This window comes from Streptomyces sp. NBC_01750 (genome assembly GCF_035918095.1).
Lineage (GTDB): Bacteria > Actinomycetota > Actinomycetes > Streptomycetales > Streptomycetaceae > Streptomyces.
On the sequence record NZ_CP109137.1, the window covers coordinates 6,782,658 to 6,803,433 of the forward strand.

Genomic DNA, 20,776 nt, shown 5'->3' on the forward strand with positions numbered 1-20,776 from the left:
ACCGGTGACTTCGAGTGCGGACGCGCCGATCAGTGGGGTGCGGCCGCGGCCCGGACGGGTGGGACAGGCGGTGTCCGGGCCGTTGCGCGGGGACGTACCGCGGGCACGAACCGCGCTGGTGAACACCGAGCGTGAAGGGACTCTGTGATCGCCTAGGAACTCGTGCCTGCGGTGCTTCTGTGCGGCCGTGTGACGCGCGTAGGTGCAGGGCCGCAGTTGTCGTTACGGTACGGGTGCTGGGGGAGCGCGATGTCAGGCGGCGTAGACACGCAGTTTGACGGGGAGGTCCTCGCGGCTGCGGACGTTCATCTTCTTGTACACGCGGGTGAGGTGCTGTTCGACGGTGCTCACCGTCACGAACAGCTCCTCGGCGATCTCGCGGTTGGTGAGCCCGCGCGCGGCGAGCGTGGCCACGCGCTGCTCGGACTTGCTGAGCTTGTCGAAACCCCGCTCCTTCGTCGCCGACCAGTCGGAGGTCGATTCGAACCGGGTCGTCGCCACCATCAGCGAGTCGGACAGCGTGTCCGCGTGGCAGACCTTGGCCATCCGGCGTGCCCGCAGGGCCGCCGTGCGCGCCTTGTCCTTGTCACCGATCGCCCGGTGCGCCGAACTCAGATCGGCCAGGGTGCGCACCAACTCGTAGCGGTCGCCGCTGGCTTGCAGCAGGTGCAGCGACTTGTTGAGGATCGTGAGGCGGTCCTTGAAGTCCCGCGTCGCGGCCACGCAGCGCAGCGCCATGCCTTGCGAGCGGGTGGTGCCGAAGCCGCCCATCGCCAGTTGCGCCTCCAGCAGGGCCGAGGCCTTCTGCTGCTGGGCGAGGGAGAGCCAGGCCTCGGCGGCGCCGACCCGCCACGGGACGAGGACGGGGGTGTCCAGGTTCCACTGCTGCATCTGCTCGCCGCAGGTCATGAAGTCGGCCAGCGCGGCGTACGGACGTCCGCCCGCGAGGTGGTGCCGGCCGCGGGCATAGAGGTAGTGCAGGCCGGACCGGGTCTGGAACAGCGCGGGCGCGGCCGCCGTCGCGAAGCACTGGGCGGCCTTCTCGTGGTTGCCGATGGACGTGTGCGCCTCGGCCAGGGTGGCCAGGGCCAGCCAGCCATGGGTGTTCAGGGACCGTGTCGACGCCTCGGCCAGCGCCGCCGAGCTGTGCTCGACAGCGACGTCGAGCTCACCGCGACGCAGGGCGATCGTGCCGAGCAGACCGCGCAGCACGGTGGTCCAGCCCTGCAGGCCGCTGTCCATCGCGTCCCCGAGGAAGCGGCTGGCGGTGAGTTGGGCAGCGTCGAGGAAGGAGGAGTAGATGAGCGTGAGCACGGCGGGCACCACGCAGGCGCGGACCGATTCGTCGAGCAGGCTGCCGGTCTGCAGCGACTGCTCCGCCTGCGCCGCGGTGTAGGCGTCGCCCTTGCCGGTCAGTACGGAGAGCAGGGACTGGTGCGCCCGGAGCCTCGCTCCGACCGCCGGCGACGTCGCGTAGGCCGCGGCCGGGGACACCGGGGCAGGGGGCGGTGTCGCGACGGCCGTCCGCTGCACGCCGGGGAAGCTCGAAGCGATCTGCAGCTCGGTCACCTGCATCTCGACGGCGACGTCGGGGCGACTGGTGTCCGCGTGCCGAACAACGCTGTCAATGACCTCGACGGCGTCATGCACCTGGGCGTTCCACAGCATGGCCTGGGCGACCGGAAGGGCCGTGCCCGGCGCCATCAGGCCGGTCAGGATCGACGTCTTGAGCGACTGGTAGCGCGCGGCTGCGCCGGCGAGCTCGAGCATCGAGCAGACCTCGGCCAGTTGGGCCTTGATCTCGTAACGCGTCGTGTCGTCGGTGCAGGAGGCGTCGGCCAGCTTGAGGTACCGAATGCCGAGCTCGACCTTGCCGGCGGCGAGCACCAGGCGCGCCGCGTCACGCAGCACCGGCAGGCCCCACTCGTCCTTGACGGGACCGGCTGCCAGCAGGTGGAAGGCGATCGACTCGGTTGAGGCGCCGTGGGCGTGCAGCAGCCGGGCGGCGCGGTGGTGCAGTTCGATCACGGTGGCGCTCGGGATGGCGTCCAGCACGATCTCGCGGACCCGCTCGTGCCTGAACGTACAACCGACCAGAAGCCCGCTTGCCTGGAGCCGCTGGAGCGCGGTCCGCACCAGTCCCAGGGATGTCTCGCAGAGTTCACTCAGCTGGTACTCGTCAGCGCCCTCCCCGAGCAGTGCCACTCCCTGCGCCACCTGGCGGGCCAGGGGGCCCATCCGGTGCAGGCAGACCTGGACGGCCCGCTGAAACGCGTCACCCGCGATCGGCTCGGATGCGGAACCATTCGGCCCGGTATCTGATGCGGTGGGCTGCGCCTGTCTGTCCTGCATCAGCGCGTATATCAGCAGTGGATTACCGCCGGTTAATTCGTGGTAGCGCGCAGCTGATTCCGGGTCAGCAGTATCGGCCGTGTCGACATTTGCTTCCGCCATCAGTTCTGCTACCGCTTCGGAATTCAGCGGCTCCAGGGAAATGCTGCTTACATCGCATTCGTAGAGGATTTCCTGGAGAATCGGAGAGGTCGATTCCGCGGTCGCGTCCCACGACACGATGACGGAGAGCGACAGCGACTGCGGCGCAGTGCGCGCCGTGAGATACCGCAGACAGCGGACGGAAAGCGGGTCCGCATGGTGGATGTCGTCGATGACGAGCACGACCGGGCCGTGCTCGGCCAGGGCGGTCACAGCGAGTCGCGCCCTCTCCGCGACGTGCACCCAGCCAGGCGCATCGCCGTCGTCCGTGAGATCCGTAACGGTAGCGTCAGCGCGGAATCCCTGGGTGAACAGCTGCTGAACGACGGCGAAGTCCTCGTCGCGCTCTTCCCGCAGGGCGCAGGCTCCGAGCACCGTGGCGCCTGCGGCTCGGGCCCGTGCGGTGAGGGCTCGCAACAGGGTGCTCTTGCCGATGCCGGTCGGACCACTGACGACTGCCAGAGTGCCGACGCCCGAGTCGACGCGGCCAAGTAAACAGTCGATGTCCATTCGAGTTTTACCGCGACCCACCAGAGTCATCACCAAACCTCGCTTTCCCCGTCGCGCAGCCGGCCGTGTCTCTAGCGGACCCGGGTGGTGCACGCAACCTGCCGCTCGCGATTTCCCGTGTTACCGCGGGACTCGTCAATTCAATCTCTCACGAACTTCTGTATATCCTCTACACAGACTCTGCAATTCGTCAATGACTTCCTCGAACGTTTGCCCAAGCTTGGTGAATCGCGTAACATAGGCGAAACGATAGGTATAGTGGGTGTATAGGGGTTTATCGCTACATGGCACGCAGGTAGCCCCCGCCAGAACCCGGCGGGGGCTGAAAGCGTGAGGCGAGAATCAGCCACGGTGAAATGTGGCCGGCCGCATCGCTCAGACCAGACGAGTGGACAGCACCAGGCCGTCGCCGATGGGCAGCTCCACCGTGTGGTAGTCCGGACCGTTGACGTGCTCCAGGTACGGCTCCCACAGCCAGCGCGCGAGGCTCACATCGTCACCCAGCACCAGGGCGTTGGGGGCCAGGACGGGCTCCAGCATCTTCAGGACGGTGAGGTTGTCGTCCTTCCACGCGTCGAGGAGGAGGAGGTCGATCGGGCCCTCCAGATCCGCCAGCGTCTTCAGGGCGTCGCCCTCGCGGATCTCGACGTACTCGGTGAGGCCGGCCTCGGCGATGTTGCGGTTCGCGACCTCGATCTTGGACGGCATCACCTCAGTGCCGATCACCTGGCCGCCGCCGTTGTCCTTCACCGCCGCCGCCAGGTAGATGGTCGAGACGGCGAACGAGGTGCCGAACTCGACGGCCCGCTTGACGTTGCGCGTCCGGCAGAGCAGGTACATCAGATTGCCGACGTCCCGGTGGATCGGCAGATACGCCTCCTCGAACATCTCGTTGAGGGCCTCGTGGCCGATCTGCTCCGGCGGCCGCCCGTCGGCGATCAGCTTCTGGATCGGCGCCGCGTCCTTGACCTGCTCGTCCTCGTAGAGGCGATCGAGCAGTGCGCTGACGTTTTCATTGTCGAGAGTGGTCATGCCATGCCTTTCGGGTGGTGCGGAGCTGGCCGAGCGGCCACTCCGGGCGGAGATCGAGGGAACCTGTCCGGGCCCGACCCGTCCGTCTGGATCGCATCCGTCTCGGTCACGTCCACCTGAGCATCGGGTTCGCCGATGAGGCTAGAACCCCTTGGCGCCGCCGCGGCTGGGGTGCCGGGCGTCTTAGGGGGCCGAGTCCGCCGATCTGGGGTCGGGTCTGCTGGCGCGGTGTTCGGGTCGGATGGCTGAATGACCCGGGCCGGGATCGATTCGTCCGTCCCCGCGTCCTCGCGCTGGACCCGCCCGGTGATGCAGCTACCGAAGCAGACGATTGGACGAACGAGTGGATCTTCTGCGGAGCCGCCGGCTCTTCTTCGCCCACCACCACCTGACCGGGGCGCCCTGGGGGCAGCCCGCCGCGTACCCGTTCCCCGAGCGGGCCGCCGCTGTGGCCGGCGTGGGCTCGACGGGAATCGGCTTCGACGCCCAGGAACTCACCGAGTTGGTCGCCACACACTCCGCCGACTGGGTCCGCGGTGTGCTTGACGAGAACGGCCTGCAGATAGGCGAACTCGAAGTACTGACCTGGTGGTGGGGTACGCCCGACGACGCCGACGCCTCACGGCCGATGGAGCAGCCGATGTTCGCGCTGGCCGACGAGTTCGGGATCGCCAGGCTCAAGGCTTCCGCGGTCTTCCTGCAACTGTCGGACCGGCCGCCGCTGGAGGTACTGGCCGAGCGGTTCGGCGCCCTGTGCGACCGGGCGGCCGAGCACGGACTGCGCATCGCCCTGGAACCGGTCGCCGCCTTCCCCAACTTCAGCTACGCCGACGCGGCGCAGGTCGTACTCGACGCCGACCGGACCAACGGCGGCATCGAGATCGACGCCTGGCACTTCTTCCGGGACCCGACCGGCTTCGCCGCCCTGGACCGGCTGGACGGAGCGCACATCAGCGGACTGGAACTGTGCGACGGCGTTGCAGAGCCGCAGGTTTCCCTGATGGAGGACTCCGCGGACGGCCGGCTGCTGCCCGGTAAGGGCAGCTTCGACCTGCCCCGGCTGCTGCGCGAGGTCGAGCGCCGGCAGCCCGACGTCGACCTGTCGGTGGAGGTGCTGTCCGCATCGCTGCGAGCGCTTTCCCCGGCGGAGAACGCCAAGCACACCCTGGCCGCCGTGGACGCGCTGCTCGACAGGCGCTGAGCGGCTCCCGGCCCGGTCCCCCAGCACCCAGTCAGGACGGCTTCCGTGACCCAGGCATCCCAGCCCCAGCAGGACGACAAGCTTCGCGACTACCTGAAGCGGGCGACCGCCGAACTGCAGAGCACACGGCGTCAGCTGAACACGTTGAAGAACGCGGCGCGCGAGCCGATCGCGATCGTCGGCATGTCCTGCCGGTTCCCCGGCGACGTGGCCACGCCCGACGAGCTGTGGCGACTGGTTGCCGACGAGGTCGACGCGATCAGTGCGTTCCCGACCAACCGTGGCTGGGATCTCGACGCCCTCTACGATCCCGAGCCGGGCGTCGAGGGCAAGTCCTACACACGCGCGGGCGGATTCCTGCACGACGCGGACCAGTTCGACGCCGACTTCTTCGCGCTCAGCCCGCGCGAGGCGATCGAGTCCGATGTTCAGCAGCGGCTGCTGCTCGAACTGGCCTGGGAGGCCTTCGAGGCAGCGGGCATCGATCCCACCTCGGTCCGCGGCAGCCGCACGGGCGTCTTCGCCGGGCTGGTCTACCACGACTACCCGGGCAACGCGAACATGGGCTCCATCGCCTCCGGCCGGGTGTCGTACTCCTTCGGGCTGGAGGGGCCGGCGGTGACGGTGGATACGGCGTGTTCGTCGTCGTTGGTGGCTATGCACTTGGCGGCACAGGCTCTGCGTTCGGGGGAGTGCTCGCTGGCGCTGGCCGGCGGCGTGAACGTCATGTCCGCTCCCGACGCTTTTGTGGAGTTCAGCCGGCAGCGTGGGTTGTCGGTGGATGGTCGGTGCAAGGCGTTCGCGGAGGGGGCGGACGGTACGGGTTGGGGTGAGGGTGCGGGGCTGTTGTTGCTGGAGCGGTTGTCGGATGCGCGGCGGTTGGGGCATCCGGTGCTGGCGGTGGTGCGGGGCAGTGCGGTCAATCAGGATGGTGCGTCGAATGGGTTGACGGCGCCGAATGGTCCGTCGCAGCAGCGGGTGATCCGGCAGGCACTGGCCAATGCGGGTCTGTCCGCTGCCGATGTGGATGTGGTCGAGGCCCATGGGACGGGTACTCGGTTGGGCGATCCGATTGAGGCGCAGGCGTTGTTGGCGACGTATGGGCAGGGGCGTGCGGGTGAGCCGTTGTATCTGGGTTCGGTGAAGTCGAATCTGGGGCATACGCAGGCGGCTGCGGGTGTGGCGGGTGTGATCAAGTTGGTGGAGGCGATGCGGCATGGTGTGATGCCGGCGTCGTTGCATGTGGATGCGCCGTCGTCGCAGGTGGACTGGTCGGCGGGTGCGGTGTCGCTGTTGACGGATGCCCGTACGTGGCCGGTGGTGGGGCGGCCGCGGCGGGCGGCGGTGTCCTCGTTCGGCATCAGCGGAACCAACGCCCACGTGATCATCGAACAACCCCCGGCTGTCGACGACTTGCCCACGTCCGAGGGTCAGCCTGTGCCCGCGCTGGAGGATTCCGCCGGGCCGGATGCTGTTGCCGTGGTGGTGTCGGCGCGGTCTGCGGAGGCGTTGGTGGAGTCTGCGGGGCGGTTGGCGTCCTGGTGGGAGCAGCGTGCGGATGTGGGTGTGGGGGAGGTGGCGTCGGCGCTGGTTCGTGGGCGGGCGGGGCTGGAGCACCGGGCGGTGGTGATCGCGTCCAGCCGGGAGGAGGCGATTGATGCCCTGTCGTCGTTCGCGTCCGCAGTTCCGGGTTCGTCGTCGTTGGCGTCCGGTGGCACGGGGTCTTCGGTGTCCGCAGGTCCGGGTGCGGTGGTGGGGCGGGTGGTGTCGGGGCGTACGGGGTGGTTGTTTACGGGGCAGGGTTCGCAGTGGCTGGGTATGGGCCGTGAACTGCATGCCTGTAATCCGGTGTTTGCGGCGGGGTTTGATGAGGCGTGTGCGGCGGTGGATGTGCATCTGGAGCGGCCTCTGCGGGAGGTGGTGTGGGGCGATGATCCTGCGGGGGTGGATGCCACGGTGTTCACTCAGGCGGGTCTGTTTGTGGTGCAGGCCGGTCTGGTTGCGGTGTTGCGGCATTGGGGTGTGGTGCCGGATGTGGTGGTGGGGCATTCGGTGGGGGAGATTTCCGCGGCTTGGGCTGCGGGGGTGTTGAGTCTGGAGGATGCGGCGCGGCTGGTGGTGGCGCGTGGGTCGTTGATGCAGGCTCTGCCTTCCGGTGGCGGGATGCTCGCCCTGGCCTGTGAGGTTGACCGGGCCGGGGAGTTGACCGCAGGTCTGGGGGTGGATGTGGCGGCGGTCAACGGCCCCGCCGCGATCGTGGTCTCCGGTGCTGTGCCGGACCTGGAGACGGTCGCTGCCCGGGCCGAGGAGCATGGGATTCGTAGTAGTTGGTTGCCGGTGTCGCATGCGTTTCATTCGCGGTTGATGGAGCCGATGCTGGAGCGGTTCGCCGGGGTTGCCGCTTCCCTCACGTTCCGGGAGCCGTCGGTTCCTGTCGTTTCGAATGTGACGGGTGGGCTGGTGTCCGGGGAGTTGACGGATCCGTCGTACTGGGTGCGGCATGTGCGGGAGCCGGTGCGGTTCGCCGATGGTCTGGCCACGGTGCGCGGGTTGGGGGTGTCGCGGCTGGTGGAGGTGGGTCCGGAGGCGGTACTGACCGCTCTGGCCCGCCAGAGCCTCGACGAGACCGACACGGTCACGTTCGCGCCGTTGATGCGCCGCCCCAAAAACGGCACCACCGCGCACACCACCCTCCTCACCGCCGCCGCACACCTCCACGTCTCGGGTGTGCCCGTCGACTGGCACCTGCCCGCCCCCGCCCCCGCACGCCATCTGGACCTGCCCACCTACCCCTTCCAACGCCGGCGGTACTGGGCCGACGCGCCGACGCCCCCGCTGCACGCCGAGGACCGTGCGCGGCAGCTCCTCGACGAGTGGCGCTACGAGGTCGGTTGGGAGCCGTCGACCACGACCGGGCCCGCGACCCTGACCGGCGACTGGTGGCTGCTCGTCCCGGCCGGCAGCGATGACGTGGTGGGCTACAGCGTCTTCGCCGGCATGGCACGGTCCGATGCCCGGCCGACCGTCATCGACGTACCGGAAGCCGACCGAGACGACATCGCCGGATTGCTCCGCGCGAAGCTGGCCGACGGACCGGCGCCGGCGGGCATCGTGTCCCTGCTCGGCGGTGAGCGCCGCCCCGGGGACTCGCCCGCCGCAACGCATGGTCTGCTTGCCACCATCGCCGCCGTCCAAGCCGTCCTGGACGTCGAACTCGGCACACGGCTCTGGTGTGTCACGACCGGCGCGGTCGCCGTCGCCGACCCGGGTGAGGTCACCGCCGCGGACCAGGCGGCGCTCTGGGGCGTGGCCGTCGGCACGGCGCTCGACCACCCCGACATCTGGGGCGGGATAGTCGACCTCTCTGCCACATTCGGCGAGGCCGACGTCGACGCGCTCTGCGGAGTGCTCGCCGACGGCACCGAGGACCAGGTCGCCGTCCGGGACGGAACGGCCCACGGCCGCCGCCTGCGGCACGCCTGTATCGAGGACCCGATCGCATCGATGTGGCGGCCGCGCGGCACCGTCCTGGTCACCGGCGGCACCGGTGGTGTCGGCAGTGAGGTCGCCCGGTGGCTCGCCGACAACGGTGCCGAGCACATAGTGCTGGCCAGCCGCCGCGGTGGCTCGTCGCCCGAGGCCGCGGCGCTGGCCGCTGAACTCACCGAGGCGGGCACACCGGTCACCCTGGCCGCCTGCGACGCCGCCGACGCAAACGCCCTGCGCCGGCTGATCGACGATATCCCCGCCGACCTGCCGCTGACCGGTGTGGTCCACGCCGCCGGGCAGTCGCAGCGGCTGGCTCCCCTGACGGAGCTGTCGGCCGAGGAGTTCACCGATGTGATCCGGGCCAAGGTGGCCGGCGCGCTGGCGCTGGACGAGGCCGTCGGTGACCGTCCGCTCGATGCGTTCGTGGTCTTCTCCTCGGGCGCCGCGGTGTGGGGCAGTGTCAATCAGACCGCCTACAGCGCGGGCAACGCGTTCCTGGACGGCTTCGTCCAGGAACGGCGCCACCGCGGCCGGCCGGCCACCGCGATGGCCTGGGGGCCGCTCGACACCGGCATGCTCGACGCCGAGGCCGAGGAGTACATGCGCCGCATAGGCGCACCGCCCATGGTGACCGCGACCGCGCTGCGAACGCTGCGTCACGCCGGCGGCGTGGCCCCCACGCACCAGGTGGTGGCCGACTTCGACTGGGCGCGGTTCGCGCCCACGTTCACGCTCTCCCGTCCGCGCCCGTTGCTCGACGCCCTGCCCGAGGTGAGCGCCGCGCTCGGTGGCTCGGCCGCCGACGAAAGCAGTACCTCCGAGCTGGCCCGCACACTCGCCGCACTGCCGCCTGCGGGCCAGCTGCATGCCCTGCTGGACATGGTGCGTACGCAGGTGGCGACTGTTCTCGCCTACTCCGACCCGTCCACGCTCAACCTCGACCGGCCCTTCGCCGACCTCGGCTTCGACTCGGTCACGGCCGTCGAGCTGCGCGGTGGGCTGGGCAGAGCCACTGGCCTCTCGCTGCCCAGCACTCTCGCCTTCGACTTCGCCAGCCCCGCCGCCCTGGCCGAGCACCTGCGCTCGAAGCTCTGCCCCGATCCGGCCGAGCAGGCCGCCGCGATGCTCGACGAGCACCTGGCCGGGCTGGAGCGGGCGATCGAGACGATGGCGCCTAACGACCTCGCGACGTCCGGCGCTGCGGCGAGGCTGCAGTCCGTGCTCACACGGCTCAGCAGTCCCACCGAAGGCGGTGAGCTGGCCGGCCGGCTGGAGTCGGCCAGCGCGGATGACGTCTTCGACTTCATCGACAGTCAGCTCGGTCTCGGCGCGAGCAACTGACCCAAGGAAGCGGCGGAACCGATGTCCACTGACGACAAGCTCCTCGACTACCTCAAGCGGGTCACGGCCGACCTCGCCCGGACCCGGCAGCGCCTGGCCGAGGTCGAGCTCCGGGAGCAGGAGCCCATCGCCATCGTCGCGATGAGCTGCCGGTACCCCGGCTCGGTGAACTCAGCCGACGATCTGTGGCGCTTGGTACGCGACGGCGTCGACGCGACATCGGACTTCCCGAACGACCGCGGCTGGCAGGTTCGGGTGGAGGAGCCCGCAGACCCGGCGGACTCCTCCACCGGAAGCAGCTACGTCACCCGGGGCGGCTTTGTCTCCGACGCCACGCTGTTCGAGCCGGGCTTCTTCGACATATCGCCGCGCGAGGCGGTCGCGATGGACCCGCAGCAGCGGCTGTTGCTGGAGACGGCGTGGGAAGCCTTCGAACTCGCCGGAATAGACGTCCACACGATGAAGGGCGAGCGGGTCGGCACCTTTGTCGGCTCCGGTCTCCAGGACTACGGCTACTTGCTCGAGAGCGCACCCGAACTGGCGCAGACCTACCAGGCGACGTCGACCGCCGCGTCTGTGCTGGCCGGGCGGGTCGCGTACACCTTCGGGCTGGAGGGGCCGGCGGTGACGGTGGATACGGCGTGTTCGTCGTCGTTGGTGGCTATGCATCTGGCGGCACAGGCTCTGCGTTCGGGGGAGTGCTCGCTGGCGCTGGCCGGCGGCGTCATGATCATGTCGACGGCCGGGGCGTTCGTCGGTTTCAGCAAGCAGGGCGGACTGGCTTCGGATGGTCGGTGCAAGGCGTTCGCGGAGGGGGCGGACGGTACGGGTTGGGGTGAGGGTGCGGGGCTGTTGTTGCTGGAGCGGTTGTCGGATGCGCGGCGGTTGGGGCATCCGGTGCTGGCGGTGGTGCGGGGCAGTGCGGTCAATCAGGATGGTGCGTCGAATGGGTTGACGGCGCCGAATGGTCCGTCGCAGCAGCGGGTGATCCGGCAGGCACTGGCCAATGCGGGTCTGTCCGCTGCCGATGTGGATGTGGTCGAGGCCCATGGGACGGGTACTCGGTTGGGCGATCCGATTGAGGCGCAGGCGTTGTTGGCGACGTATGGGCAGGGGCGTGCGGGTGAGCCGCTGTATTTGGGTTCGGTGAAGTCGAATCTGGGGCATACGCAGGCGGCTGCGGGTGTGGCGGGTGTGATCAAGTTGGTGGAGGCGATGCGGCATGGTGTGATGCCGGCGTCGTTGCATGTGGATGCGCCGTCGTCGCAGGTGGACTGGTCGGCGGGTGCGGTGTCGCTGCTGACCGAGGCGAGGGATTGGCCGGTGGTGGGGCGGCCGCGGCGGGCGGCGGTGTCGTCGTTCGGTATCAGCGGGACCAACGCTCACGTGATTGTGGAACAGGCCCCGGCTGTCGACGACTTGACCACGTCCGAGGACCCGGACTCCCCCATGGAGGATTCCGCCGGGCCGGAGGCTGTTGCCGGGAGTGCGTTGGTGGTGTCGGCGCGGTCTGCGGAGGCGTTGGCTGAGTCTGCGGGGCGGTTGGCGTCCTGGTGGGCTGGGCGTGCGGATGTGGGTGTGGGGGAGGTGGCGTCGGCGCTGGTTCGTGGGCGGGCGGGGCTGGAGCACCGGGCGGTGGTGATCGCGTCCAGCCGGGAGGAGGCGATTGATGCCCTGTCGTCGTTGGCGTCCGGTGGCACGGGGTCTTCGGTGTCCGCAGGTCCGGGTGCGGTGGTGGGGCGGGTGGTGTCGGGGCGTACGGGGTGGTTGTTTACGGGGCAGGGTTCGCAGTGGCTGGGTATGGGCCGTGAGCTGCACGGGTCGGATCCGGTGTTTGCGGCGGGGTTTGATGAGGCGTGTGCGGCGGTGGACGTGCATCTGGAGCGGCCTCTGTGTGAGGTGGTGTGGGGGGATGATCCGGCGGGGGTGGATGCCACGGTGTTCACTCAGGCGGGTCTGTTTGTGGTGCAGGCCGGTCTGGTTGCGGTGTTGCGGCATTGGGGTGTGGTGCCGGATGTGGTGGTGGGGCATTCGGTGGGGGAGATTTCCGCGGCTTGGGCTGCGGGGGTGTTGAGTCTGGAGGATGCGGCGCGGTTGGTGGTGGCGCGGGGGTCGTTGATGCAGGCTCTGCCTGCCGGTGGCGGGATGCTCGCCCTGGCCGCAAATCCTCAGACGGCCGGGGAGTTGACCGCGGGTCTGGGGGTGGATGTGGCGGCGGTCAACGGCCCCGCCGCGATCGTCGTGTCCGGTGCTGTGCGGGAGCTGGAGACGGTCGCTGCCCGCGCCCAGGAGCATGGGGTGCGTAGTAGTTGGTTGCCGGTGTCGCATGCGTTTCATTCGCGGTTGATGGAGCCGATGCTGGAGCGGTTCGCCGGGGTTGCCGCTTCCCTCGCGTTCCGGGAGCCGTCGGTTCCTGTCGTTTCGAATGTGACGGGTGGGCTGGTGTCCGGGGAGTTGACGGATCCGGGGTACTGGGTGCGGCATGTGCGGGAGCCGGTGCGGTTCGCGGATGGTCTGGCCACGGTGCGCGGGTTGGGGGTGTCGCGGCTGGTGGAGGTGGGTCCGGAGGCGGTACTGACCGCCCTGGCCCGCCAGAGCCTCGACGAAACCGACACGGTCACGTTCGCGCCGTTGATGCGCCGCCCCAAAAACGGCACCACCGCGCACACCACCCTCCTCACCGCCGCCGCACACCTCCACGCCTCCGGCCTGCCCGTCGACTGGCACCTCCCCGCCCCCACCCCGGGACGCCATCTGGACCTGCCCACCTACCCCTTCCAACGCCGGCGCTACTGGGTCGAGCCCACCGTCTCGTCCACCGACGTCGGCGCGGCCGGCCTCGACGTGACCCAACACCCCTTGCTGGGTGCGGCCGTCACCGTTGCCGACACCGGCGGCGCCCTGCTCACCGGACGGCTGTCCGTCGATACGCAGCCCTGGCTCGCCGACCACCGCGTCGGCGACGAGGTGTTCTTCCCGGGCACGGGCATGCTCGAACTCGTGGTGCGCGCGGGTGACCAGGTCGGCTGCCGACGGGTCGAGGAGCTGACGCTGCACGCCCCGCTCGTGCTGCCCGAGCCGGGCGCCGTCCAGGTCCAGGTCACCGTCGGACCCGCCGACGAGCACGGCCTCCACCCAGTCGGCGTCTACTCGAGCTCCACGGCGTCGGATGCTCCCGAGCAGTGGGTGCGGCATGCAAGTGGCACCCTTTCCGCCGCCGCCTCACAGCCGACGGAATCGAACGACACCGAGTGGCCGCCCTCAGGGGCTCAGAGCATCGACATCGACGCGCTGTATCCCGACCTCGCCGAGTCCGGACTGCGGTACGGCCCGGTGTTCCAGGGCTTGCGCCGGGCCTGGCGACTCGACGACGAAGTGTTCGCCGACGTGGCCCTGGCGGATGCGCAGGCAGGTGCACGCTTCGGCCTGCACCCCGCCGTGCTCGACGCGGCGCTGCACGCCGTTGCGCTCTCGTCGGCGAACGGCGGCGCGGCAGCGCTGCCCTTCAGCTGGTCCGGCTTCGAGCTGCAAAGCAGCGGGGCCGCCGCGCTCCGGGTGCGGATCAGGCCCCTCGCCGCCAATGAGGTCGCGCTGCGCATAACCGACCAGACCGGTCATCCGGTGGCAAGCGTCGACTCCCTTGCCCTGCGCCCGCTGGCGGGCCTCGATCAGCAGCCCGACGGGACGCCGCCTCTCTATCAACTGACCTGGGTTCCGGTGGCGACGCCGCCCGAGCCGCTGGCCGTTCAGGAGTGGGATGCACTCGACCCGGCGGCTACGCCGACGGGGGTCGTGGTGCTGCGTACGAGCCGCGATGCCGAGGACGTCGTCACGGATGTCCATGCCCGCACCGCCCGCGTCCTCACCGTTCTCCAGCAGTTCCTGTCTGACCCTCGCCTGGCCGGGGCCAGCCTGTTAGTGGCGACCCAGGGCGCGGTCCCCGCTGCGGGGGAGACGGTTTCCGACCTGGCGGGCGCCGCGGTCTGGGGTCTGGTCCGCTCGGCGCAGTCGGAGAACCCGGACCGCTTCATCCTGATCGACACCGGCACCGACACCGAAGTCGACGCTGACATCGACATAGACGCTCTTGGGCTGGCCGCCGCCGCCGACGAGCCGCAACTCGCCCTGCGTGACGGGCGCTTGTTCGCCGCCCGGCTCGCCGCTCTCCCCGTCCCGGCCGAGACGTCGCCCGCCTTCGCCGAGCACGGAACGACGCTGGTGACCGGCGCCTTCGGCGCGCTGGGCCGACGCGTCTCCCGGCACCTGGTGAGCAAGCACGGCGTACGCCGACTGTTGCTGGTCGGCCGCCGCGGCGCGCAGACTCCGGGCGCGACCGAGCTGCTCGACGAACTCGTCGGGCTGGGCGCAGAGGTCACTGCCACCGCGTGCGACCTCTCCGACCGGGACGAGGTGGCGCACCTGCTGGCCGGAGTCCCGGCCAACGCGCCGCTGACCGCGGTCGTGCACGCGGCCGGCGTGCTGGACGACGGTGTCATCCCCTCCCTGACGCCGGAGCGACTGGACACGGTGCTGGCCGCCAAGGCCGACGCAGCCCTTCACTTGCACGAACTCACCAGCAACGCCGACCTGTCGGCGTTCGTACTGTTCTCCTCCGCATCCGGCCTGCTCGGCGCACCGGGCCAGGGCAACTACGCGGCGGCGAACACACTGCTCGACGCGCTTGCCGAGACCCGGCGCTCACAGGGGCTGCCCGGGATCTCACTCGCCTGGGGCATGTGGGCGGTCGCCGACGGCATGGCCGACTCGGATGAACCGGTCTCCTCCGGCGGGCTGCTCGGCCACACCGCGGAGCAGGGCCTGGCCATGCTCGATGCCGCGCTGCGGTGCGACCGGGCTCTCGTCGTTCCCCTCCGGCTCGGCCTGGCCGAACTGCGCCGCGAACCGGAGTCGCTGCCTGCGATGTTCCGTACTCTGGCGCCCGTTCGACGCCGCCGCTCCGGGACCGGTCACCCGGCCGGGGCGTCGGCCCTCCGTCAGCTGTTGCGGGACGTCCCAGAGGCCGAGTGGGAGCAGACCCTGCTGACGCTGGTCCGCCGCGAGGCCGCGGCCGTGCTGGAGTACCCGGACCTCGCCGCCGTCGAGGCGACCAAGGCGTTCCGGGACATGGGTTTCGACTCTCTGGCGGGTGTCGAACTGCGGAACCGGATCAACGCCGCCACCGGCCTGCGGCTGCCGGCCACCCTGGTCTTCGACCACCCCGAGCCGGCGGTCCTGGCCCGCTTTCTGCGGGAGGAGGCTGTGGGATCGGCCGCTGCCGCTCCGTCCGTCGTGCGCCGGACGAGTACCGCTGAGGACGACGAGCCGATCGTCATCGTGTCGATGGCCTGCCGGTTCCCGGGCGGGGTGTCGTCGCCGGAGGATCTGTGGCGGCTGGTCGCCGAGGGACGCGATGCTGTGTCGCCGTTCCCGACCAACCGCGGCTGGGACATCGCCCAGCTGGTCGACCCGAGCCGGACGGTGCCGGACACCTCCTACGTCGACAACGGCGGCTTCCTGTACGACGCCGACCTCTTCGACGGCGACTTCTTCGGGATCAGCCCCAACGAAGCCCTGATCATGGACCCGCAGCAGCGTCTGTTGCTGGAGGCGTCCTGGGAGGCGTTCGAGCGGGCCGGAATCGATCCCGGGACGCTGAAGGGCAGTCGTACGGGTGTCTTCGCGGGCGTGATGTATCACGACTACCCCCACAACGCCGCGACCGGTGCCATCGCCTCCGGTCGGCTCTCCTACGTCTTCGGGCTCGAGGGCCCGTCGATGACGGTGGATACGGCGTGTTCGTCGTCGCTGGTGGCGCTGCACCTGGCGGCGCAGGCGTTGCGTTCCGGGGAGTGCTCGCTGGCGCTTGCCGGCGGCGTCACGGTGATGTCGACGCCGGAGACGTTTGTGGAGTTCAGCCGGCAGCGTGGGCTGTCGGCGGACGGCCGGTGCAAGGCGTTCGCGGAGGCGGCGGACGGGACCGGCTGGTCGGAGGGCGTCGGCCTGTTCTTGGTCGAGAAGTTGTCGGATGCGCGGCGGTTGGGGCATCCGGTGCTGGCGGTGGTGCGGGGTTCGGCGGTCAATCAGGATGGTGCGTCAAATGGGTTGACGGCTCCGAATGGTCCGTCGCAGCAGCGGGTGATCCGGCAGGCACTGGCCAATGCGGGTCTGTCCGCCGCCGATGTGGACCTGGTGGAGGGTCATGGGACGGGCACGCGGTTGGGTGATCCGATTGAGGCGCAGGCGTTGTTGGCGACGTATGGGCAGGACCGGACGGGTGAGCCGTTGTATCTGGGTTCGGTGAAGTCGAATCTGGGTCACGCCCAGGCCGCGGCCGGGGTGAGCGGCGTCATCAAGTTGGTGGAGGCGATGCGGCATGGTGTGATGCCGGCGTCGTTGCATGTGGATGCGCCGTCGTCGCAGGTGGACTGGTCGGCGGGTGCGGTGTCGCTGCTGACCGAGGCGAGGGATTGGCCGGTGGTGGAGCGGCCGCGGCGGGCGGCGGTGTCCTCGTTCGGCATCAGCGGAACCAACGCCCACGTCATCCTCGAACAACCCCCGGCTGTCGACGACTTGCCCACGTCCGAGGACCCGGACTCCCCCATGGGGGATTCCGCCGGGCCGGAGGGTGTTGCCGGGAGTGCGTTGGTGGTGTCGGCGCGGTCTGCGGAGGCGTTGGTGGAGTCTGCGGGGCGGTTGGCGTCCTGGTGGGCTGGGCGTGCGGATGTGGGTGTGGGGGAGGTGGCGTCGGCGCTGGTTCGTGGGCGGGCGGGGCTGGAGCACCGGGCGGTGGTGATCGCGTCCAGCCGGGAGGAGGCGATTGATGCGCTGTCGTCGTTGGCGTCCGCAGTTCCGGGTTCGTCGTCGTTGGCGTCGGGTGGTTCGGGTGCGGTGGTGGGGCGGGTGTTGTCGGGGCGTACGGGGTGGTTGTTTACGGGGCAGGGTTCGCAGTGGCTGGGTATGGGCCGTGAGCTGTATGCCTGTAATCCGGTGTTTGCGGCGGGGTTTGATGAGGCGTGTGCGGCGGTGGATGTGCATCTGGAGCGGCCTCTGCGGGAGGTGGTGTGGGGGGATGATCCGGCGGGGGTGGATGCCACGGTGTTCACTCAGGCGGGTTTGTTTGTGGTGCAGGCCGGTCTGGTTGCGGTGTTGCGGCATTGGGGTGTGGTGCCGGATGTGGTGGTGGGGCATTCGGTGGGGGAGATTTCCGCGGCTTGGGCTGCGGGGGTGTTGAGTCTGGAGGATGCGGCGCGGCTGGTGGTGGCGCGTGGGTCGTTGATGCAGGCTCTGCCTGCCGGTGGCGGGATGCTCGCCCTGGCCTGTGAGGTTGACCGGGCCGGGGAGCTGACCGCGGGTCTGGGGGTGGATGTGGCGGCGGTCAACGGCCCCGCCGCGATCGTGGTCTCCGGTGGTCTGCGGGAGCTGGAGACGGTCGCTGCCCGCGCCGAGGAGCATGGGGTGCGTAGTAGTTGGTTGCCGGTGTCGCATGCGTTTCATTCGCGGTTGATGGAGCCGATGCTGGAGCGGTTCGCCGGGGTTGCCGCTTCCCTCACGTTCCGGGAGCCGTCGGTTCCTGTCGTCTCGAATGTGACGGGTGGGCTGGTGTCCGGGGAGTTGACGGATCCGTCGTACTGGGTGCGGCATGTGCGGGAGCCGGTACGGTTCGCCGACGGTCTGGCCACGGTGCGCGGGTTGGGGGTGTCGCGGCTGGTGGAGGTGGGTCCGGAGGCGGTACTGACCGCCCTGGCCCGCCAGTCCCTCGACGAAACCGACACGGTCACGTTCGCGCCGTTGATGCGCCGCCCCAAAAACGGCACCACCGCGCACACCACCCTCCTCACCGCCGCCGCACACCTCCACGCCTCGGGTGTGCCCGTCGACTGGCACCTGCCCGCCCCCACCCCCGCACGCCATCTGGACCTGCCCACCTACCCCTTCCAACGCCGGCGGTACTGGTTGTCGGAGTCGTCATCGGCCGCCGTCACCAATGGTGTGGGTGGGGCGGGGTTGGGTGATGCGGGTCATGCGTTGCTGGCGGCGGTGGTGAGTACGGCGGATGGTGCGGCGACGGTGCTGTCGGGGCGTGTGGGTCTGGGTGGTCATCCGTGGCTGGCTGATCACGCGGTCGGTGGGGTGGTGATTGTTCCGGGTACGGCTTTCCTGGACATGGCGGTTCATGCTGCTGATCTGACGGGGTACGGGGAGGTGGCGGAGCTGGTGATCAGTGATCCGCTGGTGCTGCCCGGGCATGGTGGTGTGGACGTACAGGTGCAGGTGGTCCGGGCGGGGGAGCAGGCCGAGGTTTCCATCCACTCCCGTCCCGGCCAGGACACCGACTGGACCACCCACGCCACCGGCACCCTCACCACACGCAGCACAAGCCCGGCAGTGGACGATCTTGGCAGCTGGCCGCCGGCGGAGGCCAAGCCGATCGACGTTTCCGACGGTTACGCGGAGCTGCACGAGCTGGGACTGCAGTACGGTCCGGCGTTCCAGGGCCTGCGCGCGGCCTGGCGGCACGGCGACGACGTCTACGCAGAGATCGCGCTGCCCGAGGAAATCGACGTCTCGGCACACACCGTTCACCCGGCCCTGCTGGACGCCGCTTTGCAGGCCGTGGCCCTGCTCGACAGCGGCGGCGGGACGACCGTACGGCTGCCGTTCGCCTGGTCCGGCGTCACCCTGCTGGCCGAACGACCGACCCAGCTGCGAGTCCGGCTCACTCTCGACGGCCTCGCGGTGCGGTTGCAGGCGTGGGATCCAGCCGGACATCCGGTGATCTCTGTCGGGTCGCTTGCGCTGCGTGAGCTGTCCGCCGGGTCGCTGGACGCGCCGGCACCCACCGCCGACAACCTGTACGAGTTGGGCTGGATCCCGCGCGGGCCGCTCAAGCCGGTCAGTGATGAGGCAGCCGGCCGCCCGATGGTCGAGCTGGGCGCGATCCCAGCCGAGGGCGAGCTGCCGGAGTGCGTCGTGCTGCGGGCCGGCGGTGGGGAGGAGCCCCGCGCGGCCGTGCACACTGCGCTGGCCGCGTTGCAGGAATGGCTCGCCGACCCGCGCTCGTCCGAGGCGACGCTCGTTGTCCTCACCCGAGGCGCGGTGTCGGTCGCGGGCGAGGCCGTGTCGGATCTCGCCGCCGCCGCCGTCCGCGGACTGGTCCGCTCGGCACAGGCGGAGAACCCGGGCCGGATCGTCCTGATCGACGCGGACAGCGACACCGACGTCCCGACCGACGCCCTCCCGCTCGAGGCCCTGGCCGGGCTGGACGAGTCACAGCTGGCCATCCGCGAGGGCGAGGTGTTCGCCGCCCGCCTGCTCCGGGCGACGGTCCCTGCGACGCCGCCGCCGGCCGCCGACTTCGGCGGCGGCACCGTGCTCATCACCGGCGCGACCGGCAACCTCGGACAGGTCTTCGCCCGCCACCTCGTCACCGAACGGGGGGTACGTCGGCTGCTGCTGGTCAGCCGCCGGGGCGCGGCCGCGCCGGGAATGCCGGACCTCGTCGAGGAACTCACCGGACTGGGTGCGGACGTTCAGGTGGCCGCCTGCGATGTCGCCGACCGTGCGGCGCTCGCCCAGGTGCTGGCCACGATCCCGGACGACGCCCCGCTCACTGCGGTCGTCCACTCCGCCGGTGTGCTCGACGACGGCGTGACCTCGTCACTGACGCCCGAGCGCGTCGACACGGTCTTCCGGCCCAAGGCCGACGCAGCGCTGAACCTGCACGAACTGACCCGTGACACGGACCTCTCGGCCTTCGTCCTCTTCTCCTCGGCGGCAGGGGTCCTCGGCGCACCAGGACAGGGCAACTACGCCGCGGCGAACGCGCTGCTCGACGCGCTCGCCTCGCACCGCCGGGCGGCAGGACTGGCAGCTCAGTCGCTGGCCTGGGGCCTGTGGTCGCTCGACGGCGGCATGGCGGGCGAGCTCGGAGAGGCCGACCTCCAGCGTCTCCGGCGGGCAGGAATCGACCCGCTCCCCGAGAAGAAGGGCACCGAGCTCTTCGACCTTGCGGGCAGCTCCGACCGGGCCCTTCTCGTACCGATGCTGCTCGACACCTCCGCCTCCGGTGAGGGCGAGGTACCCGACCTGCTGCGCAGTCTGATCCGGGTACCGGGCCGCCGCCAGGCCGCGGCCGGCGCCGACCCTGGTGCTGCCCTGCGAGACCGGCTGACCGGTCTCGCCCCCGCCGAGCGGCTGGACCGGCTCTCCGATCTGGTGCGCGGGCACGCGGCAACGCTGCTCGGCTACGCCGGTGCCGAGGCGATCGACACGCAGCGTCCGTTCAGCGAGATGGGCTTCGACTCACTGGCCGCCGTCGAGTTCCGCAACGGGCTGGGTACGGCCACCGGGCTGCGGTTGCCGGCCACGCTGAGCTTCGACTACCCGACCACGGCGAGTCTGGCCGCCTTCCTGGCCGAGCAGCTCTTCCCCGACGCCGAGTCCGACGACTCCGCCGAACAGCACGTGAGGCTGGCCCTGCAGCGGATTCCGCTCACCAGGCTGCGTGATGCCGGGCTGCTCGACAGCCTGCTCCAACTCGCCGGCCACTCCGGCCCGGGCACCGCCGCTCCGTCCAGCGATGCCGGGGACGTCGACGCAGACGTCGACACCATGGACGCGGACGCGCTGATCAGTCTGGCGCTCAATGGCGCCGACTTCGACGACATCGCCGAGGATGTGTGAGGCTCCGATGACCGGAACCGACGAGAA

4 protein-coding genes and 1 pseudogene are annotated in these 20,776 nt (G+C 70.1%); 3 read left to right on the forward strand and 2 right to left on the reverse strand.

Annotated elements, in window-relative coordinates; genetic code table 11:
* Positions 1–252 precede the first annotated feature (252 nt).
* Together OG966_RS30720 and OG966_RS30725 are read right to left on the reverse strand one after the other, a co-directional pair.
* Positions 253–3,033: a helix-turn-helix transcriptional regulator gene (locus OG966_RS30720; protein ID WP_326653217.1), complete on the reverse strand. Its 2,781-nt coding sequence runs from the start codon at positions 3,031–3,033 to the stop codon at positions 253–255.
* Between the two features lie 345 nt (positions 3,034–3,378).
* On the reverse strand, positions 3,379–4,035 hold the full coding sequence (locus OG966_RS30725; RefSeq protein WP_326653218.1) for an O-methyltransferase: 657 nt from the start codon (positions 4,033–4,035) through the stop codon (positions 3,379–3,381).
* A gap of 331 nt (positions 4,036–4,366) precedes the next feature.
* On the opposite strand from OG966_RS30725, the gene OG966_RS30730 reads away from it, so the two are divergent.
* The 3 genes and pseudogenes from OG966_RS30730 to OG966_RS30740 all read left to right on the forward strand — a co-directional run bounded on the left by OG966_RS30730 (position 4,367) and on the right by OG966_RS30740 (position 20,749).
* Positions 4,367–5,236 carry a sugar phosphate isomerase/epimerase family protein gene (locus tag OG966_RS30730; protein WP_326653219.1) on the forward strand — a complete coding sequence of 290 codons (870 nt, stop codon included), beginning with the start codon at positions 4,367–4,369 and terminating at the stop codon, positions 5,234–5,236.
* A gap of 84 nt (positions 5,237–5,320) precedes the next feature.
* Positions 5,321–10,066 (forward strand): annotated as a pseudogene (locus OG966_RS30735) (type I polyketide synthase); the annotation flags it as partial.
* Positions 10,067–10,087: 21 nt separating this feature from the next.
* Positions 10,088–20,749 (forward strand): type I polyketide synthase, encoded by a 10,662-nt coding sequence (locus OG966_RS30740; RefSeq protein ID WP_326653222.1) that lies wholly within the window; start codon positions 10,088–10,090, stop codon positions 20,747–20,749.
* The last annotated feature ends 27 nt before the right edge of the window (positions 20,750–20,776 follow it).